Here is a 23,188-nt window from a genome sequence, read left to right as displayed (position 1 = left end):
CCGGCTCAGACCGCCTCGTCAGGAGCCACCAAGCGCCGCCAACAGCTTCCCGACGGTCTCCTCGGGCGACGACTCCTGGCCCACGACGAACTCCTCCTCCACGCCCAGCCGGTCGTCCAGGGTGAACCAGTCCGCCATCTGCTCGGGCGTGAAGTCGGCGGCCTGCGGCCGGGTCGCGTGCCGGCGGATCGTCTCGTCGAACGGCACGTCCAGATACGCGCACGCCGTCGTCCCGGCGTGGTCGGCGACCAGGGCGGTGAGCATGGGCCCGTAGTGGTCGTAGGCCAGGATGCCCTCCAGCACCACCGAGTAGCCGGCATCGAGCGAGTGGCGCACCACGGTGTCGATCAGCCCGATGTTGACCCCGCCGGGCACGTCCTTCTCCCACAGCAGGATGCGGCGCAGGTAGTCCTGCTGCACGAGCGCCGTCCCCCGGCCCATCCTGCGGCGCAGCTCCGCGGCCACGGTCGACTTGCCCGCCCCGGACGGTCCGCGCACGACGGCGAGGCGGGTCCCGGCGCTCCCGCTCACGCTCCGCTCGTTCAAGCTCTGCCCGCTCACGCTCTGCCCGCTCACGCTCTGCCCGCTCAAACTTTGCTGCCGGTGAGCGCGAGCGTCCCGCCGAGGCCGATCATCATGCCGCCGCCCGTGGCCCGGATCGCGGACAGGCGGCGCGGCGACGACGCGAACCACGTGCGCGCGGCGCCCGCCAGGACCGCCCACAGGCTGTCGAAGACGAGCGCGACCAGCGTGAAGACCAGGCCGAGCACCATCATCTGCAGCGGCACCTGCCCGGCGCGCACGTCGACGAACTGGGGCAGCGCGGCCACGAAGAACACGATCGTCTTGGGGTTGGTCACGCCCACGACGAAGCCCTGGCGCAGGATCGCCCAGCGCGACGGCGTCCGGCGGCCCGGTGCGCTGTGCCCCACGCCGTCCGGCCCCTCGCCGTCCGGCTCCACGCCGTCGCGCCGGTGCCGGATCGCCTGCACGCCCAGGTAGACCAGGTAGCCGGCGCCCAGCAGCTTGAGCACCGTGAACGCCACGATCGACTCGGCCACGACCGTGCCGACGCCCAGCGCGACGGCCGCGACCAGCGGCAGGGCGCCGAGCTCGTTCCCGAGCACGCTGAGCAGACCGCCGGGGCGGCCCAGGGAGAGCGAGCGTCCGACGACGAACAGGACGCTCGGCCCGGGGATCACGATGAGGATCACCGACGCCACGACGAACGCGGCGAGGGTCTCGATGGTCGGCATGCGGTCACTCTACGACCGGGGGTGCGGGGCCTGGCCAGCCGTTTCCGATGCTGCTCACTCCCCGCTCGTGTGCACCCCTTCGAGCTGGTCGGCGCGGCGCACGTGCCGCGTGACCCACGGCCCGAGCAGCGCGAGGACGGCCGCGAAGCCCAGGGCGACCAGGCCGATGCCGCCGAAGTACGCGGTGTCGGACGCGCCCTCGGTCGCCTGGACGAGCTGCGCCGTGATGGCCTGCCCGGCGGCGGGCGCGAGGAACCACAGCGCCATCGCCTGCCCCTGGTAGGCGCGCGGCGCGAGCAGCGTCGTCGCGGCCAGGCCCACGGGCGAGAGGCACAGCTCGCCGAGCGTCTGGATCACGTACACGACCACGAGCACCCAGCCGGGCGTGAGGTTGTCGCCCGCGATGGCGGACGCCCCGGCCAGCACCAGGAACGACAGGGCGGCGAGCGCCAGGCCGATCGCGAACTTGTACGGCGTCGGCGGCCGGTCCTTGGTGCGGACCCAGAGCCAGGCGAACACCGGGGCCAGGATGATGATAGAGGCCGGGTTGATCGACTGGAAGAACTCGGGGCTGACGGTGAACCCGAGGATCTCGCGCGAGGTCCGGTCGGCGGCGAAGGTCGCGAGCGTCGTCGCGGCCTGCTCGAAGATCATGAAGAAGAGCATGGCCGCCACGAACAGCGGGATGTAGGCGACCAGGCGCGGGCGTTCGGCGTCGGTCACGCGCGGCGAGCGGTACATCATGATGAAGAACGCGATCGGGGCGAGGAACGCGATGTAGCTCAGGGCGTCGATGAGGGCGTGCACGCCCCAGCCGCCGGCCACGAGCACGGCGATGAAGTACACCAGCACGACGGCGCCGAAGATGATCGCGAACATCCGCACCAGCGCCGGCCGCTCCCCCGGCAGCACGGGGTTGGGGACGACGTCGCCCGCGCCGTGCAGGTTCTTGCGGCCCAGCACGAAGAACACGAGTGCGATCCCCATGCCGATCGCGGCCACGGAGAACGCGGCGTGATAGCCCCAGACGGCGCGCACGGCGCCGACGATGATCGGCGAGAAGAACGAGCCGATGTTGATGCCCATGTAGAAGATCGAGAACGCCGACTCGCGGCGCGGGTCCTGCCGGTCGTACAGGGAGCCCACCATCGAGGACACGTTGGGCTTGAGCAGGCCGGTGCCGAGGGCCACGAGCACGATGCCGAGGTAGGAGAACCCGGCGGCGGGGACCGAGAGGCACACGTGGCCGGCGGCGATGATGATGCCGCCGTAGAGCGTGGAGCGCCGGGCGCCGATGACCCGGTCGGCGAGCCAGCCGCCGACCACGGACAGCAGGTAGACGCCGGTGCCGTAGATCGAGACGACGGCCTCGCCGAGCGTCTGGTCGAGGCCCAGGCCGCCGTTGGCGATCGTGTCGGTCAGGTAGTAGACCAGGATCGCGCGCATGCCGTAGTAGCTGAACCGCTCCCACAGCTCGGTCGTGAACAGCGTCATCAGGCCGAGGGGATGCCCGAAGAACCGGCGGTCGCCCGCCACGGCGGCGGGAGGGGTCGGGTCCGGTCCGGTTCCTGACGGCGGTGTCGCCGAGCCTGTGCTCATCCCCCGATCGTCGGTGCCCCGGGGGCGGGACGCACGTCGGGCGAGAAATCGACCCGGCCGGGAAGGCTCACCGCCCGGCGACCGGTCGCCCCCAGAGCATTCGGCCCACCACCCGCCGTCGGACAACCACGCCGACGTGCGCCGCCAGCGCGGCGTAGAAGCACAGGTGCGCGGCGATGTGCAGCGGCAGCAGGTCGGAGCTGCCCAGCACCAGCGCGATCCCGGTCGCCGGTACCACGAAGAGCATCGCGAGCAGGATGCGCTCGGCGTGGTGCAGCACCTTCCGGTCGGTCCTGGTCAGCCGCGGGTCCCAGGGCGGCAGCGGCGTGGTGCTGCGCCACACCACCCGCAGCACGCCGATCGCGACGATCGCCAGCCCGAGCAGGACGTGCAGCGCGGGCAGCGCGAGCCCGCCCGGGCCGTCGAGCAGGCCGGCCCAGCCGGCCGTGCCGCTCCCCGCCCCGCCGCCCGTCCCGCCGCCCGCCCCGCCGCCCGTCCAGTCGCCCGTCCACAGGTCCGACCACGCGGTGGCGACGGCGTCGTCGGCGTCCTGCTCGCGCAGGTCCTGGGCCTGCTCGCAGGCCTCTTCCAACCGGTCGAACCGGTCCTCCTCGGCATCGGTGGTGTCGCCGCCGCTGCGGTCCTCCCCCACCGGGTCGCAGTCGACGTCGGGCACGTCACCGTGGTCGTCCATCGCGTACCCGACCGCGAGCTGGCCGGCCAGGAGCGCGACCGTCCCCCAGTGCAGGACCTTCGTGACGATGCCGTAGCCCTGCTCGCCGTTGCGCCACCTCATGCGGGCTACCTCAGCGCAGGCGGGCGGTCCTGTCCAGCCCTGTCTCGTCCGGCCCTGTCTCGTCCAGCCCTGTCTCGTCCTGCCCTGACTCGTCCTGCCCTGTCTCGTCCGGCCCAGCCGGCACGGGCGGCCGCTCCTTAGGCTGGGCCGCATGACATCTCGCCCCTACCGGTCCGCCGTCCGTGATCAGGCGGCGGCCGCGACGCGCGCCGCGATCCTGGACGCGGCCGAGGCGCTCTTCGCGCAGGACGGCTACGCCCGGGTGACGATCGGCCGCATCGCCCAGGAGGCCGGGGTGTCGCCGAACACCGTGTACGTCGCGTTCGGCACCAAGCTCGGCCTGGTGCGCGGCCTGACGGAGCGGGCGTCGGGCGAGGACAGCATCCAGGAGACGCTGGCCGCGATCGCCGCCTCGGACGACGCCGACGAGATCGTCGACCTCACGGTGGGCAGCACCGGCGACGTCGTCCACCGGCACAGCCGGCTGATGACCGTGCTGATCGCCAACGCGTCGGCGGACCCCGAGATCGGCGCGACGTTCGAGGGCACGGAGCGGCTGCTGCGCGAACGGTTCGGCCTCATCACGGCCCGGCTGGAGACGCTGGGCGCGCTACGGGAGGGGCTGAGCGCCGAGCGCGCGACCGACGTCCTGGCCTACTACCTCAGCCCGGAGTCGTGGCTGCGGCTGGGCGCCATCGGCTGGGACCCGGAGACGCGTCGCACGTGGTTGCGGGAGCAGCTCGTGTTCGCGCTGCTCGGGGCCCGATCTGGGGCCTGATCTGGAGCCTGATCTGGAGCCTGATCCGGGCCCTGACCAGGGCCTTGTCCAGGGTGGGTGACGGGCTCCGATATTCCGCAGTAGTCCTACACTAATGAATGTGCGCATACTCTTCTCAAGCACCCCCGCCCACGGGCACCTGCTGCCCCTGCTCCCGCTCGCCCGCGCGTTCCGCGACCGCGGCGACCAGGTCGCCGTCCTGACCGCGGCTGCGTTCGCGCCGCTGCTCGACGCCGAGGGCATCGAGCTGCTCCCCGCCGGGCCGACGGCGGACGTCCTGTTCGCGGAGTCGGGGCGCCGGACCGGCGTCGACGCCGCGGCGGACCCCCGGCCGGAGGCCGTGGCCGACTTCTTCGCGGGCACCCGCGTGGACCTGACCGCGGACGACGCCGTCGCCGCCGCCCAGGCCTTCGCCCCCGACCTGATCGTGGCCGAGGCCCTGGACTTCGTGGGCCCCCTCGTGGCCGCAGCGCTGGACGTGCCGTTCGCCACGATGGCGTTCGGCCCGGCGATCCCCGCCGAGTTCACCGACGGGATGACCGCCCTCGTCGCGAGCCGCTACGCCGACCGCGGCCTGACCCCGGTCCCGGCGCGGTGGCAGATCGACCCGTGCCCCGACCTGCTCCAGCCGCCCGGCTGGCAGGCGCCCGCCAACCGGCTCCCCGTGCGACCGGAGCCGCACCAGGGACCGGGCACGAGCGCGAGCGCGGACGCAGGCGTGGGCACGAGCGCTGCGTCCGACGCCGACGCCGCTCCGTCCGGTGAACGCCCCCGGGTGCTCGTCACGTTCGGCACGCACTTCTCGGACCCGGCGACCCTGACCCCGATCCTCGCCGAGCTGCGCACCGTCGGCGTGGACCTCGTCGTCACGCTGGGCCTCACCGCGAGCGCCGCGGACTACGACGTCGCGAGTGACGGCATCACCTTCGCGGCCTTCACCCCGCTCGCGGAGCTGCTGCACGACGTCGACCTCGTGGTCACCCACGGCGGCGCCGGCACGACGCTCGGTGTGCTGGCACGCGGGCTGCCGCTGGTCGTCGTGCCGCAGGGCGCGGACCAGTTCCTCCAGGCCGCCGTCGTCAGCGCGACCGGCACGGGCATCGCCGTCCAGCCGGGCCCGGACGTCCCGGAGACCGTGGCCAAGGCGGTCGTCACCCTCCGCACCGACCCGTCCTACACTGAGTCGGCCCGGACGGTGGCCGCCCAGATCGCAACGATGCCCACCCAGGCCGACGTAGCCGCCCACCTCTCCGCCGCCCTGTCCTGACCCGCCCAACACCCCTTCGTTGAGTGCTGGCTATTTGCGCTCTTCTGCCCGTCAGAACCGCAAATAGCCAGCACTCAACGAAGGCGGGAGCGGGGCGCGGGCGCGGGCCGGGCGGGACGGCGGGGCGGCCGTCAGGACGGCGCGGGGCCCGTCGAGCCGCGCCAGATGATCGTGTTCAGCGGGCCGTCCGACGCCGCCTCGGCCTCGCGCGCCGCCGCCGTCTCCGGCTGGAGCGTCGCGACCAGCCGCGCCATCGCCGCCCGGCCGAGCTTGCGATGGTCGACGTTGACGGTGGTCATCGTCGGCTCGAGGTACGCCCCGAGCTGGTTGTTGTCCCAGCCGGTCACGCTGAGGTCGCCCGGGATGGTCCATCCGCGCTCCCGGGCGCCCAGGACCACGCCGGCCGCGCCGACGTCGCTCGCGGCGATCACGGCGGTCGGGTGGTCCTTCTCGGGCAGGGACAGGACGACGGCGCGGGCACCCTCGGCCGACCAGTCGCTCTCGATGACCTGGGCCGGTCCCAGCCCGAGCCGTTCGACGGTGGCGACGAAGACGTCGCGGCGGCCGCGCGCGGAGGCGTAGTCGAGCGCGCCGGTCACGTGCAGGAACCGGCGGTGGCCCAGCTCCGCGAGGCGCACGACGAGGTCCTCGACGGGCGAGCCGTCGGCCAGCTCGCCGACGCCGCGGAACTTGTCGTCGTAGTCCGCGGACACGACGATCGCGGCCCGCTCGGGGAACCGCCCGCCGGACCCGGGCGGCAGCGGCGCGAGGGCGAGAACGCCCTCGACCTGACCGGAGTCGGCAAGCTCTCGCACGCGCTCGAAGCGGTCCGCCGGCGTGCCCTCGACGCTGAACGCCTCGACGGTGTAGCCGTGCTCGTGGGCCACCTCCATCACGCCGCTCAGGATCTGCGGCGGGCCGTAGGTGGCCACCGCCGGGAGCAGCACGGCTACCCGGCCGCTGCGCCGGGTGCGCATGGACCGCGCGGTCAGGTTGGGGCGGTAGTCGAGCTCCTCGACGGCCTGGCGCACGCGAGCCACGGTCTCGGGCCGCATCTTGGCGTCGTTGCGCAGGTAGCGCGAGACGGTCTGGTGGGAGACCCCGGCGGCCTTCGCGACCTCCCAGATCGTCGCGCGCCGCTTGTCGGTCACGCTGCTGCCGGTCGCGCTGCCGGCCACGTCGCCGGTCGCGCTGTCGGTCACGCTGCCGCCGGTCGAGCTCTCGTTCGCCATGCCCCGTCCTCGCTGCTCATCACCGCTGGTCAGCACCCGCGTCCGTGTGGCACGCGGGCATTCTGGCACGCCCCCGCAGATCACTCCGCCGATCACTCCGCAGATCACCGTCACAGACCTCGTCGCGTGAGAGGCCCTTGCGAAGTGATCGATCACCTCCTAGCCTAACCCGCAAGCGGTGATCGATCACTCTGCAATGGTGCAGCCCCGTGGCAATGGAGCAGGCCGTCGCACCGAGATCACCCGTGGAACAACGATGTACCAAGCAGCGACGAATCAGCGACGAACCAGTTCACCATCAGTCCGTTCACCGAGGAGCGACACCATGCCTGACAACGCGCCGCACGTCCGTGACGTGCCGGGGGCCGCGGGATGACCGCGGTCGACGAGGCCCGCGCGGGACGCGCCTCCTCCAGCCGCCGCGCGGCACGAGGAGGTGACGCAGGACGGGGCGACGGATCACAGCAGATCCGCAGGCCCCTGCCGTGGTGGCGGCGGCTGGCCCGCGACCGGGCGGTGCTGCTGCTGGCGCTGCCCGGCATGGCGGTCATCGTCGTCTTCCAGTACCTGGCCCTCGGCGGGAACGTCATCGCCTTCCAGGACTACCAGCCGTACCTCGGCATCGGGCGCAGCCTCTGGGTCGGGTTCGAGAACTTCCAGATCCTGTTCTCCGGCGACCCCGAGTTCCTGGCGGCGCTGCGCAACACCCTGGTCATCACGCTGCTGCAGACGGTCTTCGTCTTTCCCGCGCCGATCGTCCTGGCCTTGCTGCTGCACAGCCTCGTGTCCAACCGCGTGCGCCAGTGGGTGCAGTCGATCCTGTACCTGCCGCACTTCCTGTCCTGGGTGATCGTCGTCGCGGTGTTCCAGCAGATCCTCGGCGGGGCCGGGCTGATCAACAACTTCCTGCGGTCGCACGGCTGGGAGCCGCTGGACATCATCGGCAACTCCGACGCCTTCTACGCGCTCATCACGTCACAGGTGATCTGGAAGGACACCGGGTGGGCCACCATCCTGTTCCTCGCGGTGCTCGCCGGCATCGACAAGTCGCTGTACGAGGCCTCGGCCGTGGACGGCGCAACGCGCTGGCGCCAGACCTGGCACATCACGCTGCCGGGCATGCGGCCGATCATCATCATGCTGCTCATCCTCAAGCTCGGCGACTCCCTGAGCGTCGGGTTCGAGCAGCTCATCCTCCAGCAGCAGGCGGTCGGGCTCGGCGTGTCCGACGTGCTGGACACCTACGTCTACAACCAGGGCGTCCTGGGCGGGTTCTGGGGCGTCGCGGCCGCCGTCGGCCTCGTGAAGGGAGCGATCGGGCTGGTCCTGGTCCTCGTCGCCAACAAGACCGCCCACGCCTTCGGCGAGGAAGGGGTGTACCGAGCATGAGCACGACCACCACCGCAGGGCCCGCCCGGACCACGCCGGGCCCGAACATGAACGACAGCCGGCCGCGCGGCCGCACGCGCACGGGCACACGGGCGGTGATCGACGGCGTGGCGATGCCCGGCCCCATGGAACGCACGGTCAAGGGCATCGTCCTGACGATCGCCTGCGCCCTGGTGATCCTGCCGTTCGTCGGCATCATCTCGACGAGCCTGGCCACGCCGGAGCAGGTCACCGAGGCGGGCGGCTTCGTGCTCCTGCCCACCGGGATCGACCTGAGCGCCTACCAGATGATCTTCGCCGGCGGCGTCGTCACGCAGGCGCTGTGGATCAGCGTCGTCGTCACGGCCATCGGCACCACGCTGAGCCTCGCGCTGACGACGACGCTCGGCTGGGCCCTGAGCCGCAAGGGCGCGTTCGGCGTCCGGGCGATGCTGCTCGTGGTGCTGATCAGCCTGCTCTTCAACCCCGGGATCATCCCCAGCTACCTCGTGGTCCAACAGCTCGGCCTGCTGGACACGCTGTGGGCGCTGATCATCCCGACGTCGGTCTCGGCCTTCAACGTGGTGGTCGTCCGGGCGTTCTTCGTGCAGCTCCCGAACGAGGTGATCGACGCCGCCCGCATCGACGGCGCCACCGAGTGGCAGCTCTTCTGGCGCATCGGCCTGCCGCTGTCCAAGCCGGTGCTCGCCGTCGTCGGCCTGTTCTACGGCGTCGGCTACTGGAACGCGTTCTTCAACGCGCTGCTCTACATGTCGGACGCGAGCAAGTGGCCCCTGCAGCTCGTGCTGCGCACCTACGTGGTGGACGGCGCCCAGCTCGGCTCCCAGGACCTGGGCATCGACGCCGCCGCCCTGCCGCCCCAGACGTCGCTGCAGATGGCGATCCTCGTGGTCTCCATCGTGCCGGTGCTGCTGGTCTACCCCTTCCTGCAGCGCCACTTCGCCAAGGGGATGCTCACGGGCGCCGTGAAGGGCTGACCCGGCCTGCGCCGTCCGGCATCCCGATCCTGCTGTGCTCTCGCTTTTCTTTTCTTCCCCCCGCTCTACCCCGCTCGATGAGGAGTAGTCATGAACCGTTTGCTCACGGAGACGAACATCAGCCGCCGCAGCCTGCTGATGGGAGGCATGGGCCTCGGCGCGCTCGCCGTCCTCGGCCTCGCCGGCTGCAGCAACGAGGGCCGCGGCGGCGGTGCCCTGACCGGCAGCGCCACCGTCGCCCTGCCCACGTACGTCCCGTACGCCGGCGTGCCGATGGACATCAAGGGCACCGACGGCGTGCCCGACACCATGCTGAAGTATCCGGCCAGCCCCCAGCAGGTGGCGGAAGGGACGATCGGTGACGGCAAGGACGTCGGCATCTTCGGGCTGACGAACACGCCGGTGCCGCCGTCGGTCGACAACAACGCCTACTGGCAGGAGCTGCACGAGCGGCTCGGGTTCGCCCTGACGATCGCGCTCACGCCCGCCGGCGACTATTCCGACCGGTTCCAGACGACGGTGGCCGGCGACCGGCTGCCGGACATCTTCGAGATGTTCCCCGGCGAGGTCCCAGGCCTGCCGAGCCTGCTGGAGGAGCGGGCGACCGACCTGACCGAGTTCCTCTCGGGCGACGCGGTGAAGAAGTACCCGTTCCTCGCGAACATCCCGACGGAGAGCTGGCAGTCCTGCGTCTACAACGGCAAGATCTTCGCCGTCCCGGTCCCCCGCGGCCCGGCGCAGAGCACCGTGTTCTACGCGCGCCAGGACTGGTTCGAGGGCGAGGGCATCGACCCGCAGGCGACGTCGGCCGAAGAGTTCTACGACCTGTGCAAGGAGCTCTCGGGCGGCAACACCTGGGCGCTCGGGCGCGTGCCGCTGGGTTACCTGCGCCAGATGTACGAGATCCCGAACGGCTGGTCCGAGGACGGCGGCAAGCTCACCAGCGCGAACCTGCACGAGCGCCAGCAGGAGGCCCTGGAGCTCGGCCGGCGCCTGGTCGCGGACGGGTTCGTGCACCCGGACGGCGTCCCGGCCACCCAGCCGCAGCGCAAGACCTGGCTGGTCAACGGCACAATCCGCATGCTCGACGACACGTTCAGCGCGTGGCCCGACTTCTCGAACTACCCGATCGACGAGAACTTCCGGCTCGCCGTCGCGGCGCCCCCGCTCGCCGAGGGTGGCGGCACGGCGGGCATCCACCTGGGCGCGCCCGTCCAGAACATCACGTCGATCAGCAAGAAGTCCGAGGGCCGCGTCGAGGCGCTGCTCAGCCTCATCAACTACCTCGCCGCCCCGTTCGGCTCCGAGGAACACCTGTTCCGGACCTACGGCGTCGAGGGCGTGCACCACGAGCTCGACGGCACGGACCCGGTGCTCACCGACAAGGGCCGCACCGAGATCCAGCTCGGGCTCAAGTACGTGGTCGAGGGCCCCTGGGTCAACTTCCAGGCCGGCGACCCCGACGTCGCGCAGGCGGAGCACGACGCCCAGGCCGCCGTCGTCCCCACCGCGGTGCGCAACCCGGTGCAGGGCCTGTTCAGCGACACGGCCAGCCGCAAGGGCGGCCAGCTCGGCGAGAAGCTGGGGTCCGTGGAGGGCGACATCCTGGCCGGGCGCAAGCCCGTCACCGCCTGGGCCGACGCCGCCGCGGCGTGGGCCAAGGGCGGCGGCGACACCATCCGCGACGAGTACCAGACGGCGCTGGCAGACCGCCAGGGCTGACCCCGCCCGAGCCAACCCCACCCACACCGACCCGGACCCCGACCCCGACCCCGCCCGCACGACCAAACCGTTGAGTGCTGGGTATTTGCGTGATCTGAATGCCTGATCCCGCAAATACCCAGCACTCAACGGTTTGTGGCTGGGCGGGAGTTTGTGGCTGGGCGGGGTTTGTGGCCGGGCGGGTGGGTCAGTCCCGTGCGGACCGGCCCGGGCTGCGGGCGGCGTACAGGCGGTTGCCCTCCGGTCCCGTCCACTCCAGCCGGACGACGCCGGCCGCGGCCGCGTCGGCGACCCGCGACGGGTCGGCCCAGTAGCCGGCGGCCGGGTTGCGGAAGAACGTGGCCCACGGCTGGCCGTGGTGGTCGAGGAAGAAGTTGTTGTGCCCCGCGCCCACCCCGGCGGTCCAGCGCTCCGAGTACGGGCCCTCGAACCGGTCGGCGACCGCGACGACGGCGTCGTACTGGTACTGCACCCGGCCGGGCGCGGCCGTGTCGTAGGCGTTCCGCGTGGTCCCGTCGGTGTTGGTGGACGTGCGGTCCCACGCGGCGTGCACCAGGAAGTATTTACCCCCGTGCTTGAACACGTACGCACCCTCCAGGTACGGCTCGGGCGTGTACGACGTCTGCTGGAACAGCGGCAGGTTCGTCGTCGGGACGATGTCCTCCATGTCGTCCCGGAACGGGGCGTACAGGTGGTTGTGCAGCACCAGCCACGCGTCGTCGTCCTCGGTGTAGATGCTGCCGTCGATGTGGTGGTACGCCCCGGGCGCGATGAACGACGGCCCGCCGATGAACGGGTCGCCGAACGGCTTGTCGACGTTGCCCTCGGCCAGGCGGTACGGCCCCTCGGGGCCGCCCTCGCTGATCAGCAGGAACGAGCCGACCTTCGTGGAGTGGTCGCCCATGCAGGCCACGATGTACCAGGTGCCGCGGAAGTAGTGCACCTCCGGAGCCCAGACGTTGCCGCGCTTGCCGAACTGGCCGTGGTCGTCCCAGTACTCCTGCCACGGCGCGACGACGGTGCGGCCGGGCCGGTTCTCGCCGACGAACTCGGGCGACCAGACCTTGCCCTTCTCGGCGGCCTGGCCGGAGTCGGGCCGGATCGCCGTCGTGTCGGCCAGCCGCCACGGCCCGCGCAGCGACGGGGCCAGCCACAGGAAGATGCCGTCGTTCCAGGGACCGGCTGCCGGGAGCCCCGGGACCCGCGTGGTCCCCGTGGCGACGTAGACGGGTTTGCCGTCGACGACGAAGCAGTTCACGTAGGTGTCGCGGATCCAGGCCCGGCCGAGCTCCCGGTCCCGCGGGCGCAGCTCCAGCGGCAGCACGAAGGAGTTGTCGTCGCGCGGCCAGAGGTCCGGCCGGGTGTCCGCGAGGCCGTAGGGCTCCGGGTCGGGCCAGTTCGCGGGATGGCGGCCTGCGGGGTGGCCCGACGACGACGCCGCACCGGGTGCCGCCCCTCCGGTCGTCCCGCCGCCCGGCGTACCGTCGGGCGCCCGGCCCGGTGCTGCCACGCCCGCCGCCGAGGCGGTCGCGGCGGGCAGGGCCAGGCCCGCCACCAGGGAGCCGGCTACCCCGGCGGCACCCGCCAGGAGCGACCGTCGGTCGACGGGAAATCCGTTCGCTGGACCTGTCATGGGCACGCCCTCCGTTCCAGGCGCGACGCCGCCGTCGCGCATCCGACGCGACGCTAATCGGCGAAATTCCGCCGCTCAAGACGTGACAGAAAGGTCAGGGAGGGGTCGATGAAGGGTCCGGGAAACGAGGCGCGGCGCCGGGCGCGCCCGAGCGGGCGCCACGCGAACGAGCGGGCTATGCCGCCCGGTCCCGCACGACCCAGTCCGCGAGGGCCGACAGCGGGACCAACAGCTCGCGGCCCCGTTCGGTGAGCTCGTACTCGACCCCGGGCGGAACGGTGGGGAAGACGGTCCGGGCGACCAGCCCGTCGTCCTCGAGAGCCCGGAGGGTGCGGGTCAGCATCCGCTGGCTGATCCCGTCGACGCGCCGGTGTAGCTCGTTGAACCGGTGCGCGCGTTCGGCGAGCAGCATCAGCACGAGCAGCGTCCACTTGTCGCCCAGCATCCGCACCGTGTGCGTGACGGGGCACGCCTCGTAGTCCGCCGTCGGGACCCGCCCCGGCAGCCGGCCGCGGACGGCGGCCGCCACCATGTGGGCGTCCGGGTGAGCGTCGGGGTGGGGCACACCGGTGTTCCCATCTGACATGAAAGTGCCTTCTTCCGAGACGTCCGTGGTGCCGTGAGGATCGATGACGTCACCGTACCCAACGGTCACGTCGGGGCAGCCCGGCGGCAAGACGACGAGGAGACAAGAATGAGCACTTCCCCCACCCTGCTGGTCCTGGGCGCCGGACCCGGCCTCGGCATGTCGGTGGCCCGGCGATTCGGCAAGGAGGGGTACCAGGTCGGTCTGGTCTCCCGCAGCGCCGACCGGCACCCCGGTTACCTGGACGACCTCCGCTCCGCGGGGGTCCGCGCGGTGGCCGTCGCCGCGGACGTGCGCCGGCCCGGTGGCCTGCGGCGTGCGGTCGAGGAGGTCGAGGCCGAGCTCGGGACCGTCGACGTCGTCTACCACGGGCCGGGCGCCGACAATCCTGCGGCCGCCCCGATCGGCATCCTGGAGACGCGCGCCGACGACGTCCGCGCCGCCGCCGCCCAGGTCGTGGACCCCGCCGTCGAGCTCGCCGGGCTGGTGCTGCCGGGCATGCGCGAGCGCGGCAGCGGGGCGATCGTCTACGTGTCGGGGCTCAGCGCCGTCCTCCCGCTGCCGTTCCTCGGGCCCTTCGCGCCGGCCTCGGCCGCCCTGCGCACCTACGCCCTGACCCTCGCCGAGGCTGTCGGACCCGACGGCGTCCACGTGGGCTCGCTCGTGGTGGGCGGGCTCATCGAACGCGGCGACATCCACCGCTTGCTGACCGCGGGCCAGGCAGGCACAGGCATCGGAGGAGCGGATGCGCCGACGGCAACACCCGAACCGGCAACCGGTCTGCCGTCTGACGCTGCTCCCGACGCTGCTCCCGGCTCGGCTCCCATGCCGGTACTCGACCCCGACGACCTCGCCGACGCGGTCTGGCGCATCGCCACAGGAGCCGAACGCGAGGTTATCTTCAACGCGCTCGCCCCGGCCGCGGTCTGACCGGTCGCCCTGGCCCTGCCTCGTCCCGACCTCGCACAGCTCTCGATGGAGCGAGGGGGCAGAGCCAGGGCCTGGCCGGAGCAGACCGGGCAAGGCCCCGATCGGCACGAGTGCCGTCGTGCCGTGCCAACGCCTTCCGGCCGGGCCTGCTCGGAGCTGGTGGACGGGCCCGTGCGGGATCGACGAGTCGCGCGTACGGCAGCGCGGCAGACCGTGTGCCCCGTGGGCCGGCCGAGCACGGACGCGATGTGGATCGGCCGAGCACAGCCGAGACGCGGGTCGGCCAGCACAACCGTCACGTGGGTCGGCCGAACACAGCCGTCACGTGGGTCGGCCAGCACAGCCGAGATGTGAGCGAGCCCATCCGTCATGCTGCCGTGGCTGGTGGCATGACGGACGGGTCGTCGGGGTCGGCAGCCTCGCCGGGTGCGGGTGCTGCGGCGGGTGGGTCGATGGGTTCGGGCAGGCGGATGCGGTGACCACGCGGGTCGGTGAAGACCCACCCCGTCTCCACCAGCACGCCCGAGGTGTTGACGGTCGTGGGCTTGCCCGCCCAGGACATGGCGATCCCGCGGGCGTCGACGAGCTGGTGGTGGAACCAGCACAGCAACGCACTGTTGGCCACCGACGTGCCACCACCCTGGGCCCAGTGCGTCACCGCATGATGCACCTCGCACCGCGACGGCGGCTGATCACAGCCCGGGAACACACAATGCCCATCGCGTGCGATCACCGCCCGCCGCATCTGGCCCGTGACCGTGCGCTGCGCACGCCCCACATCCAGCACCGCACCATCCGCACCGAACACCACCCGGGTGACCGCACTGTCACACGCCAACCGACGCAACAACCCCACCGGCACCCGGCCACCCGACTCCGTGAACACCGCACCACCCGAACCCAACAACCCCGACACACCCGGACCCGACACACCCGGACCTGGCACACCCGGACCTGGCACACCAGCACCAGCACCAGCTGCGACCGAGCCAGCAGCACCAGCACCCGTGCTTGACCCGCCCACGTTCGGCGTGCCCTCCCGGCCCGGGACCGTCTGTCCGCAGGTCAGGCACAGGCCCTCACGGGTGCGGGTGACCTGGGTGAGCAGCTCCGACAAGGACACCGTGACATTCAGGTGCGCAGGGATCGACGCACCCGGCGAGGCCTGGTTCGTGTCCAGCACGAGGTGGGCGATGTCGGCCAGGCCCTGGGCACGGCGCTGACCCGGCGTCCGGTCATCGCCCACCGCCGGGGCGCCGGTCACGGCGTTCAACGCGGTGGTCAGCAGCAGGCCGTGCTCGTCGGTCAAGAACCCCGCCACGTGGAACCCGCCCAGCGTCTTGGACACGTCCAGGAACTCACCCTCAGCGGCCTTGTCGTCCTCCACGTCGTCCGTGTCCGGGTCGGTGATCGTGGCGAACCGGCGCGCGACCACCCGGAACTGGTCCGCGTTGAGCACCCCGGCCTCGCGCAGGACCAGGCCCTCACCCGTGACCAGCGCCCCCTCACTGATCGCTGTCTCCAGCACCTTCGTGATCTGGTCGCGGGTGCGGGAACCGTTCGGGTCATCGGCCGGGTCCGGCAGATCCACCGCGACCGTGTCCACGAACGCCTCCGGCGTCGTGGTCTGCCCCGTGCGGGTCTCGATCAACCACGCCAACGCGTCCTGGCGCGTCTGGCTCGTGGGCGCGACCTCCGTCATCACCCGGGCGTGATCCACCCCCAATGTGCCGGCCACCAGACCCTCCCGTGTCGCGGGCAGCGCCTGCGCGAGACGCCGGGCGGTGGTCACGTCCTTACGGGCCGTGCCCGCCGAGACGCCCTCACGCAGCCGCAACCACGCAGGGAACGTGCGCGACATGCCACCACTGCGCCAGGAACCGTCGTCCTCGATCCGTGGCAGCACCGACCACCGGACCCCGTCCAGACGCCCGGTCACCCTGCGGATCCGGGTGTGCGCCTGCATCAACCGGGCCACCGTCGGCGCGCCCCAACCATCCAACACACCCGGGGTCACCAGGGCGGCCAGCTCACCGACCGCGGTCTCGATCCGGGCCAGCACCCCCTCCAACGAACCCGGTGACACACCACCGGACACCATGCTCTCTACCGAGTCCATCCGTGCCACCCCCTCGCCCGCCCGTCATGTTCACCTGACACCATTGTCTCGAACATTCATACGCATCGCGAGGCACACTTCAAATCTGTGGATAACCCTTCGCGTCCTGGACGAGCGGCTTCGGTCCCTGCTTCAGCCCGATCAGAGAACGCCGCACGTCAGATCGCGGCTGACTCGCTCCCCCGCAGGATCGACGTCATCTTCTTGCCCCGCGCCAGCTCGTCGACCAGCTTGTCCATGTACCGGATCTGCTGCATGAGCGGGTCCTCGATGTCCTCGACGCGGTACCCGCAGATGACGCCCTTGATCAGCGACACGTTCGGGTTCATCGCCGGGGCCTCCGCAAAGAAGGTCTCCAGGTCCGCCCCGCTGTCGATCGTCTGGCGCAGGCCGGCGTCGTCGTAGCCGGTGAGCCAGGTGAGCACCTGGTCCAGCTCGGCAGTGGTGTGGCCCTTGCGCTCCACCTTCTGCACGTAGAGCGGGTAGATGCTGGCGAAGCTCATCGCGAAGATCCGGTGTCGTGCCATCTCCCGACTGTAACCGGGGCGACCGACACCCAGGAGAAGCTAGCCGAGCTCGATGACGATGCCCGTCAGGTCGTGCAGCACGCTCGCCGCCCCGGCGGCGACGGCCTCGCGGGCACGCTCCGCCGTGACGGCGGCCGGGTGGGCGTCGTCGTTCCCCAGCCCGGTTCCGCGGAACTCCGCACCCGGCCAGACGACGGCGGTCACGTTGTGGGTCGGCTCCGGGAGCTGCGCGCCGACCACCAGGAAGTCGGTCTCCAGGTACTGGGCCGTGATCAGGGCGAACACGTCCACGACACCGTCACCGACGCCGACCACGAGGTCCGGCGTGGCGGCCACGGCCTCGTCGATGCGCCGTTCGACCTCGTCGTCGCTCCGCGCCTCCAGCACGGTCAGGTCCGCCCCGTGCTCCGCGGCGTAGTGCTCGACGGCGTCCGTGCGGGTCGCTGTCGCGGCGTCGTCGCCGCGGGTGACGACGACGATCGTGTACCCAGCGGGAAGGGCGACGTCGTCCCACGTGCCCGGCGTGGGACGGACCGTCGCCTCCGGCGCCGGCTCGTGGCTCGACCCGACGAACCGCGCGGCAAACCCGGTCAGGGGCGCGGGGCTGGCGACGTCGTCCGGCGTCGGGCCGGGCGCGATCGCGCCGCACGCGGCGAGGGTGAGCGCGACGGCGGCCGCCGCCAGACTCGCGGCGAGGCGCGCTGACGGCCGCCTCACGGCGCGACCGCCCCGGACGTCGGCGCCTCGGACCTTGGTGCCTCAGACCCTGGCGCCTCAGGCTTCGAAACCTCAGGCTTCGAAACCTCAGGCCTCGGCGACTCGGACTCCTCGGCGGCTGCCGCGACAGGACTCGCGGGCCCCTCGGACTCGCCTGCGGCTGTCGTTTCGGGACTCCTCGGATCCTCGTCCGCGACCGCTGCGTCCTTGGTCGCCACGCCGTCCGCCGCCGCGCCGTCTGCCGCGCCCTCCGCCGCCGCGCGCTCCGCGAGCGCCTGCGCGACGGCGGCCTGCACGCGGGCGTCCTCGCGCTGCCCACGGGTCCGGCGGCGGCGCACGATGACGACGACGGCTCCGGCCAGCAGTACGACGACAAGGAGGGGCAGCCACGGCACGGCCCAGCCGGACGCGTGGGCCTCGACGGGTGCGACGCCGGGGGTCGCGCCCGCGACGTCGGGAAGCTGGGCGACGAGCACGATGTCGGCGCCGAGCCAGAACAGCGGGGCCACGCCGTCGACCGGCACGGACACGGGCCAGGACTCTCCGGGCAGCAGCTCGGGCACGTCGTCGGCGGCGCCCTGCGCGCCGAGCCAGCCGAACGGGCCGGCGACGCCGACGTCCTGGTTCGCGGCCAGCCGGACGTTGCCGTCGTTGCGGACGGTGTAGGTGACGGTCGCGTCGCCAGGCCCGAAGGGATTGAGGGTCTGGTGGTACTCGACGTGCGCGTCGGTGACCGTCAGGTTTGGCGCGAGGTCGCCGGCGACCCGCAGGTACACGCGGATCCCGGACCGGGTCTCGTAGTCCAGCCCCGCCTCCTCCGCCGTGACGGTGCGCGAGGTGAGGATCGCGCCGGCGTAGTCGCCGGGCGTCGCGTCGTCGGGCACCTGGAGCGTGAAGGGGACGTCGGCGCTCTCGCCGGGCGCGAGGCGCACCTGGTCGACGGCGGGGTCGAGCCAGGACCCGACGTTCACGGAGCCGGTTTCGTTCGAGCCGGTTTCGTTCGAGCCGGTGTCGTCGGACGCGGCGTCGTCGGAGCCGGACTCGTCCCCGCTGTCGGCGGCGTCGCCCCGGGTCAGGACGTCGAGCTGTCCCGCCGTCGTCGTGTAGCCGTCGGCGGCGTAGATGTCGAGCTTCAGCGGGGTCTCGCCGTGGTTGGTGACGACGAGCTCGTCGGACACCTTGGCCCCCGGGTCCACCGTGTAGCGGAAGTTCTCCCGCTCGGTCCCCTGGTCGTTGGTGGCGGTGCGCACACCCCAGGTGACGTCGTCGGTGGGCGCGGTCGCGGGCGCGGCGGTGACCCGCGCATCAGTAATCGGTACCGCGACAGCCGGCCCGGCGAACGCCGTCCCGGGGGTGACGACCAGGGCCGCGAGCCCCACGGACAGGGCCGCGAACGCGGCTGAGGAGCGAGCGGCGACACGGCGCGTGGTCGCGCGGGCGGCGGGCACGGGCATGGAGCTTCCTTCGATGGTGCGAGTCAGACAAGTTCTCGGGAAGGGGATCGACCGGGGTCACCGGACGGGCGACGCTCCTCGTGAGAGCGCCGCCCGCCCGGCGCGGGGCAGCCCCGCTTCGGTCAGCTCAACGCGGTGAGCGTGAGCGTGGCCCGGTAGGTCCCGTCGGTGACGTCGACGGGGATCTTGAGGTCGAGGTCGGCGCCGAAGAGCGCCGAGCCCGTGGTGTGCCCGGCCGCGGCGCGGCCGAGGGTCGCCGACTCGGACAGCCCAGGACCGCCGCTGAACCCGGTCGCGACCTGCGCGCCGGCGAGTGACCCGCCGCCCGCCTCGATCACGTCGGGGGTCCAGCCGAGGTACTTGCCGGAGAACGACCGGTCACCGGAGGTGAAGTCGCCCACCTGGGCCGAGAGCGACCACTGCGGGCCGCCGCGGCGCGTGTCGGTCACCCGGATCGGGTTGATCGAACCCTCTGCGGCGTAGTGGTCGCCGGCGGCCTCGGCGGTGCCGAGGTCGACCAGCGTGTTAGCGCCGTCGATGCTCCAGACGAACTCGCCCGGGGCGCCCTGCGGCACCACGACCTGGAGCTTCTGGGTGTTCGGGTCGACCGGCCTGGCGATGGTGACCTGGTCCACGACCGAGTTCACGGGGCGGTCGGCGTCCTTGGCCTCGGAGCGGATGGTGCGCACCGAGATGGCGTCGTCGGACACCTCCACGGCCGTGTAGTTGCGCACGTTCTCCTGGTTGAAGGCCGAGAGCCACCACGAGCCGGCAGCGTTCGCCGAGTAGTACTTCGAGCCGGACGCCGAGTTGGCCGTCACGTACAGCACGCCGCCGGGACCCGGGGTGAGCACGTCGGCGCCCGCCTCCTCGGCGGGGTCGGCCTTCTCACCGTTGCGGATCAGGTACGAGCGGGCGTAGCTGTGGTCGTGGCCCTGGAGCACCAGGTCGATGCCCAGGTCGGAGAAGAGCGTGGGCCACGTGTTGCGGCGGTCGATCACGTCGCTGTCGGTGGCGTGCGGGCCCACCGAGTAGATCGAGTGGTGGAACGACACGACCTTCCACTTCGCCTCGTCGCCGTGCTCCGCGACGACGTCGCGCACGAACCGCTCGTGCGAGGCGTAGTCCCGGCTGTTGGAGTTGAGGTTGAGGAAGAGCACGTCGTTGTAGACGAACCAGTAGTCGCCGCCCGAGCTCGTGCCGGAGCCGGGACCGGCCGTCTCGTCGAGGTTCGGCGTGTTGAAGTGCTGGCGGTACGCCTTGTTGCCGACGTCGTGGTTGCCGTTGTTCGCCACGAACGGGATCTGGCGCAGGTGGTCGGTCGACAGGAAGGCCTCGTACTGCGCCTCGCTGCTCGCCGACTCGATCTGGTCACCGGCCGAGAAGAGCATCTCGGCGTCCGGGTAGGCGGCCGTGGCGACGTCGAGCGTGTCGACCCAGCCCTCGGTGTCGCGCGGCACGTTGCCCGAGGAGCCGAGCTGCGGGTCGCCGAAGAACAGGAAGTCGAAGTCGCCGTCGAACGCCTGCGTGCGGAACGTCGAGACGGCCGACCAGGAGCCCTCGTCGCCGGCCTGGCCCGCAGTACCGACCCGGTAGGAGTACGCGGTGTTCTCCTGCAGCCCCGTGAACGTCGCGTGGCGGTAGAACTCCCCGCTCGACGACGGCCCGCCCGTGGCGGCGACGCTGATCGCGTCGGCGGGGAAGACGCCGTCCACGACCTCGCCCGCAGGCGCGATCTGGGCGACCTGCTCGGTGTCCTGGTCCGAGTACCAGGCGAGGTTGCGCTCGGCCTGGGTCGCACCGATGCCGAGCACAAGGTCGGTCACCGTGGTGGTCGGCTCCTCCACGGGCACCTCGACGGGGACCAGCGACTTGAGGTCGAGGTACACGTCGGAGCTGCTCGCCCGGTCGTTGTACAGGCCGATCGACAGCGTGTTCACGCCGGCCTGGAGCACGTCGGCCGGGACGCTGAACTGCTGGTTCACCGGGTTGCCGGCGCTGGCGCCGGCGTAGGTGAGGTTCTTCTGCGCGTCGGGGACGGCCTCGACACGCTCGTCGACGAAGCCGGCCACCTTGGTGCCGTTGACGAAGATCTGCACCGCGTCGTCGAACGTCACGTCGCCGCGCAGCGACGCGATCCGGTCGAGCTGGTCCGCCGTGACGTCGAACGTGGTGCGCAGGTGGTACGTGGGGATCGCGACCTTGGTCGCCGCGGCCGGGTCCACGTAGTGGTCGAGCACCGTGGTCACGGGGAAGCCGGAGCCGAGGTCCGGCGTGGCCGAGCCGTTCTTCGCGCCGAACGGCCCGGTGGCGCGCTGCCAGCTCGCGTCGTCGAACCCGGCGTAGGTCCAGGTGAGCCGGTCGCTGCTGCCCGCGGCCGGGTCGGTGTTGTCGTCCGAGTACGCCCAGATGGTCGTGCCGCCCAGGAACGTCGAGGGCAGGTCGGCTGCGCCCGCCGACGTCGCGGCGTAGGTCAGGCCGCCGGCGACGACGGAGACGAGCCCCACCGCCGCGACGGCTGAACGACCCCAGCCGCGCACGGACGCGGCCGGGCGATGGTCATTCGCTTGCATGAGTCCTCCAGTGAAGGGAGCGCCGAGCGGCGCCGAGCCGACACTTGCCCCGGGAGACGAATCGGTGCCGACGCCGGGATGAGCGACAGATGAACATGCGGCGCTGCGGCGGGTGATCTTTGGCCCGACGGCGCGTCAGTGCTGGTCAGCCCAGCCCGAGCAGCCGCTGGCCGAACCAGAACAGCCCGACGAGAGTCACCCCGGCCGCGACCACGACGCCCGTCCACAGCGCGGTGCGCGGCGCCCGGCGGCGCAGCAGGGTCAGCAGCGGGAAGACGACGGCGATGATGCCGAGCTGCACCGCCTCGATGCCCACGTTGAACACCAGGAGCGACCACAGCAGCGTCCACGAGAACGGCTCGTCGATGCCGAGCGCGCCCGCGAACCCGAGGCCGTGGACCAGGCCGAACGCGAAGACGACGGCGAGCCGGAACCAGTCGGCCCGTTCCAGCCCAGCCCGATCCAGCCCAGCCCGATCCAGCCCAGCCCGATCCGGTCCAACCCGATCCAGCCCGAGCCGTCCGGCACGCACCGGCTCCAGCACGCCGCGCCCCAGGACTCCTGCGTGCGACGCCGCTCCCCGCCCCCGCCACATCCCCCACACGTGCCACGCCGCCACCACCGCGATCGACAGGGCGACGACCGGCTCGACGACGGCCGCCGGCGCGCTGACCACGCCCAGCGCGGCCAGCAGGAACGTCACCGAGTGCGCCAGCGTGAACGACGTCGCGGCGAGCACGACGTCCCGCAGGCGGCGCGAGCCGACGATGAGCGCGAGCAGGAACAGCAGGTGGTCCGGGCCGAGCAGCAGGTGCTCCGCGCCCAGCACGAAGAAGTGGCCCATGCGCTCGTACCAGTGCTCGACCGTCGAGAAGGACGGCGTGTGCTGCGTGAGCGCCGCGCTGCCCGCGGCGCCGTCGAGCTCGTAGTCGAGGATGGTCGTGGTGCCGGTGACGTAGCCCTCGTCGTCGGCGAAGAGAGTGCTGCGCACCGCGTAGTCGACGGGCTCGCCCGGCTCTCCCGGCTCCACCGCGCCGCAGTCGTGGTCGAGCACCAGCACCGCGTACGGCACACCCTCGCGGTCGGTGATCTCGAAGTCGCCGACCTGCGCGGGCGCGCACGCCGCGCCGTCGGCCGTCACCTCGTAGCGGTCGGTGACGTAGCCGAGCACGGTGTCGGCGTGGGCGGCGAGCGCCGTCGGCTCCTCGCCGGTCTCCCAGAGGGCCATCCCCTCGTCGAAGAACGCACGGTCGTCCTGGTACTCGGCCGCGGAGACGACGAGCAGGTCGTACTCCAGGGCGAGCTCGGTGCGCACGACGCCCGGTTCGGGGGTCGAGGCGTCGGCGTAGACCGTGGAGGTGAAGCCGTGCGCGCCCGCCGAGGGGGCTAGCGCGGGCAGGGTGAGGAGGGCGAGCAGCGCGGAGGCTGCCGCAACAGTCAGAGAGCGACGCACGCGGGGCACCATCCACCACCGGGATGAACGGTCCGCGAACGCCCCGCGAACAGACGCAGCGAGCCGGGACCGGCATCCCGGTCCCCGCTCCCCACCACCCCCCCCCCCACAACAACCCCCCCACCACAACAACCCCCCCACATCTGCACCCACCCCCTCCCCCCTTTTTCCCCGCCCAAG

General features: G+C 72.0%; 19 protein-coding genes. 6 read left to right on the top strand and 13 right to left on the bottom strand.

From position 1 onward, the window contains the following. Nucleotides 1–18: 18 nt before the first annotated feature. From ACFV9Q_RS00405 to ACFV9Q_RS00390, 4 genes are all read right to left on the bottom strand, one after another. The gene (locus ACFV9Q_RS00405; protein WP_377232642.1) at nt 19–531 is read right to left on the bottom strand and encodes an AAA family ATPase; all 513 of its coding nucleotides are present in this window, start codon (nt 529–531) and stop codon (nt 19–21) included. A gap of 56 nt (nt 532–587) precedes the next feature. Continuing rightward, complete coding sequence (locus tag ACFV9Q_RS00400) at nt 588–1,256, bottom strand: LysE family translocator (protein ID WP_377232641.1); 669 nt, start codon at nt 1,254–1,256, stop codon at nt 588–590. 54 nt (nt 1,257–1,310) lie between these two features. Then, entirely contained in the window at nt 1,311–2,855 is a 1,545-nt protein-coding gene (locus tag ACFV9Q_RS00395) for a peptide MFS transporter (RefSeq protein WP_377232640.1), read from the bottom strand. Nucleotides 2,856–2,922: 67 nt separating this feature from the next. Further along, nucleotides 2,923–3,651: a cytochrome b gene (locus ACFV9Q_RS00390; RefSeq protein ID WP_377232639.1), complete on the bottom strand. Its 729-nt coding sequence runs from the start codon at nt 3,649–3,651 to the stop codon at nt 2,923–2,925. A 151-nt stretch (nt 3,652–3,802) separates the two neighbouring features. Here ACFV9Q_RS00390 and ACFV9Q_RS00385 point away from each other — a divergent pair, with 151 nt between their 5' ends. Both ACFV9Q_RS00385 and ACFV9Q_RS00380 read left to right on the top strand, forming a co-directional pair. Further along, nucleotides 3,803–4,429 carry a TetR/AcrR family transcriptional regulator gene (locus tag ACFV9Q_RS00385; protein WP_377232638.1) on the top strand — a complete coding sequence of 209 codons (627 nt, stop codon included), beginning with the start codon at nt 3,803–3,805 and terminating at the stop codon, nt 4,427–4,429. A gap of 100 nt (nt 4,430–4,529) precedes the next feature. Then, the gene (locus ACFV9Q_RS00380) at nt 4,530–5,696 is read left to right on the top strand and encodes a glycosyltransferase (RefSeq protein WP_377232637.1); all 1,167 of its coding nucleotides are present in this window, start codon (nt 4,530–4,532) and stop codon (nt 5,694–5,696) included. A 131-nt stretch (nt 5,697–5,827) separates the two neighbouring features. On the opposite strand, the gene ACFV9Q_RS00375 is transcribed toward ACFV9Q_RS00380, so the two are convergent. Next, nucleotides 5,828–6,928 carry a LacI family DNA-binding transcriptional regulator gene (locus ACFV9Q_RS00375; protein WP_377232636.1) on the bottom strand — a complete coding sequence of 367 codons (1,101 nt, stop codon included), beginning with the start codon at nt 6,926–6,928 and terminating at the stop codon, nt 5,828–5,830. Nucleotides 6,929–7,300: 372 nt separating this feature from the next. On the opposite strand from ACFV9Q_RS00375, the gene ACFV9Q_RS00370 reads away from it, so the two are divergent. The 3 genes from ACFV9Q_RS00370 to ACFV9Q_RS00360 all read left to right on the top strand — a co-directional run bounded on the left by ACFV9Q_RS00370 (nt 7,301) and on the right by ACFV9Q_RS00360 (nt 11,016). After that, nucleotides 7,301–8,317 (top strand): ABC transporter permease, encoded by a 1,017-nt coding sequence (locus ACFV9Q_RS00370; protein ID WP_377232635.1) that lies wholly within the window; start codon nt 7,301–7,303, stop codon nt 8,315–8,317. Further along, nucleotides 8,314–9,294 carry a carbohydrate ABC transporter permease gene (locus tag ACFV9Q_RS00365; protein WP_377232634.1) on the top strand — a complete coding sequence of 327 codons (981 nt, stop codon included), beginning with the start codon at nt 8,314–8,316 and terminating at the stop codon, nt 9,292–9,294. Before ACFV9Q_RS00370 ends, ACFV9Q_RS00365 begins: the two co-directional genes overlap by 4 nt. A gap of 90 nt (nt 9,295–9,384) precedes the next feature. Further along, complete coding sequence (locus ACFV9Q_RS00360) at nt 9,385–11,016, top strand: hypothetical protein (protein WP_377232633.1); 1,632 nt, start codon at nt 9,385–9,387, stop codon at nt 11,014–11,016. 187 nt (nt 11,017–11,203) lie between these two features. Here ACFV9Q_RS00360 and ACFV9Q_RS00355 read toward each other — a convergent pair whose 3' ends face one another. Continuing rightward, nucleotides 11,204–12,649, bottom strand: coding sequence for a family 43 glycosylhydrolase (locus tag ACFV9Q_RS00355; protein ID WP_377232632.1), 1,446 nt, complete (start codon nt 12,647–12,649; stop codon nt 11,204–11,206). Nucleotides 12,650–12,824: 175 nt separating this feature from the next. Continuing rightward, nucleotides 12,825–13,235, bottom strand: a complete 411-nt coding sequence (locus ACFV9Q_RS00350; protein WP_377232631.1) for a winged helix-turn-helix transcriptional regulator — start codon at nt 13,233–13,235, stop codon at nt 12,825–12,827. Nucleotides 13,236–13,343: 108 nt separating this feature from the next. On the opposite strand from ACFV9Q_RS00350, the gene ACFV9Q_RS00345 reads away from it, so the two are divergent. After that, nucleotides 13,344–14,165 (top strand): SDR family NAD(P)-dependent oxidoreductase, encoded by an 822-nt coding sequence (locus ACFV9Q_RS00345; protein ID WP_377232630.1) that lies wholly within the window; start codon nt 13,344–13,346, stop codon nt 14,163–14,165. A 367-nt stretch (nt 14,166–14,532) separates the two neighbouring features. Here the strand turns inward: ACFV9Q_RS00345 and ACFV9Q_RS00340 are convergent, their stop codons facing one another. The 6 genes from ACFV9Q_RS00340 to ACFV9Q_RS00315 form a co-directional block, all read right to left on the bottom strand. After that, on the bottom strand, nt 14,533–16,284 hold the full coding sequence (locus tag ACFV9Q_RS00340; protein ID WP_377232629.1) for a DUF222 domain-containing protein: 1,752 nt from the start codon (nt 16,282–16,284) through the stop codon (nt 14,533–14,535). A gap of 158 nt (nt 16,285–16,442) precedes the next feature. Next, complete coding sequence (locus tag ACFV9Q_RS00335; RefSeq protein WP_377232628.1) at nt 16,443–16,811, bottom strand: DUF2200 domain-containing protein; 369 nt, start codon at nt 16,809–16,811, stop codon at nt 16,443–16,445. A gap of 39 nt (nt 16,812–16,850) precedes the next feature. Continuing rightward, a complete protein-coding gene (locus ACFV9Q_RS00330) occupies nt 16,851–17,528 on the bottom strand; it encodes a BMP family ABC transporter substrate-binding protein (protein ID WP_377232627.1) in 678 nt (225 codons plus the stop codon). Then, nucleotides 17,525–18,982 (bottom strand): WxL protein peptidoglycan domain-containing protein, encoded by a 1,458-nt coding sequence (locus ACFV9Q_RS00325; RefSeq protein WP_377232626.1) that lies wholly within the window; start codon nt 18,980–18,982, stop codon nt 17,525–17,527. The genes ACFV9Q_RS00330 and ACFV9Q_RS00325 overlap by 4 nt, the downstream gene beginning before the upstream one ends. A gap of 122 nt (nt 18,983–19,104) precedes the next feature. Then, complete coding sequence (locus ACFV9Q_RS00320) at nt 19,105–21,555, bottom strand: fibronectin type III domain-containing protein (protein ID WP_377232625.1); 2,451 nt, start codon at nt 21,553–21,555, stop codon at nt 19,105–19,107. A 145-nt stretch (nt 21,556–21,700) separates the two neighbouring features. Continuing rightward, complete coding sequence (locus ACFV9Q_RS00315; RefSeq protein ID WP_377232624.1) at nt 21,701–23,008, bottom strand: HupE/UreJ family protein; 1,308 nt, start codon at nt 23,006–23,008, stop codon at nt 21,701–21,703. Nucleotides 23,009–23,188: the final 180 nt, after the last annotated feature.

This window comes from Promicromonospora sp. NPDC059942, assembly GCF_042731755.1.
Classification (GTDB): Bacteria; Actinomycetota; Actinomycetes; order Actinomycetales; family Cellulomonadaceae; genus Promicromonospora.
This window is presented reverse-complemented; position numbering and strand designations above follow the sequence as displayed.

What these genes read in the sequence shown, in the direction of transcription:
- ACFV9Q_RS00400 (WP_377232641.1), bottom strand. Translation starts at nt 1,256, where the DNA reads ATGCCGACCATCGAGACCCTCGCCGCGTTCGTCGTGGCGTCGGTGATC.
- ACFV9Q_RS00395 (WP_377232640.1), bottom strand. Translation starts at nt 2,855, where the DNA reads ATGAGCACAGGCTCGGCGACACCGCCGTCAGGAACCGGACCGGACCCG.
- ACFV9Q_RS00390 (WP_377232639.1), bottom strand. Translation starts at nt 3,651, where the DNA reads ATGAGGTGGCGCAACGGCGAGCAGGGCTACGGCATCGTCACGAAGGTC.
- ACFV9Q_RS00385 (WP_377232638.1), top strand. Translation starts at nt 3,803, where the DNA reads ATGACATCTCGCCCCTACCGGTCCGCCGTCCGTGATCAGGCGGCGGCC.
- ACFV9Q_RS00375 (WP_377232636.1), bottom strand. Translation starts at nt 6,928, where the DNA reads ATGGCGAACGAGAGCTCGACCGGCGGCAGCGTGACCGACAGCGCGACC.
- ACFV9Q_RS00370 (WP_377232635.1), top strand. Translation starts at nt 7,301, where the DNA reads ATGACCGCGGTCGACGAGGCCCGCGCGGGACGCGCCTCCTCCAGCCGC.
- ACFV9Q_RS00365 (WP_377232634.1), top strand. Translation starts at nt 8,314, where the DNA reads ATGAGCACGACCACCACCGCAGGGCCCGCCCGGACCACGCCGGGCCCG.
- ACFV9Q_RS00360 (WP_377232633.1), top strand. Translation starts at nt 9,385, where the DNA reads ATGAACCGTTTGCTCACGGAGACGAACATCAGCCGCCGCAGCCTGCTG.
- ACFV9Q_RS00355 (WP_377232632.1), bottom strand. Translation starts at nt 12,649, where the DNA reads ATGACAGGTCCAGCGAACGGATTTCCCGTCGACCGACGGTCGCTCCTG.
- ACFV9Q_RS00350 (WP_377232631.1), bottom strand. Translation starts at nt 13,235, where the DNA reads ATGTCAGATGGGAACACCGGTGTGCCCCACCCCGACGCTCACCCGGAC.
- ACFV9Q_RS00345 (WP_377232630.1), top strand. Translation starts at nt 13,344, where the DNA reads ATGAGCACTTCCCCCACCCTGCTGGTCCTGGGCGCCGGACCCGGCCTC.
- ACFV9Q_RS00340 (WP_377232629.1), bottom strand. Translation starts at nt 16,284, where the DNA reads ATGGACTCGGTAGAGAGCATGGTGTCCGGTGGTGTGTCACCGGGTTCG.
- ACFV9Q_RS00335 (WP_377232628.1), bottom strand. Translation starts at nt 16,811, where the DNA reads ATGGCACGACACCGGATCTTCGCGATGAGCTTCGCCAGCATCTACCCG.
- ACFV9Q_RS00325 (WP_377232626.1), bottom strand. Translation starts at nt 18,982, where the DNA reads ATGCCCGTGCCCGCCGCCCGCGCGACCACGCGCCGTGTCGCCGCTCGC.
- ACFV9Q_RS00320 (WP_377232625.1), bottom strand. Translation starts at nt 21,555, where the DNA reads ATGCAAGCGAATGACCATCGCCCGGCCGCGTCCGTGCGCGGCTGGGGT.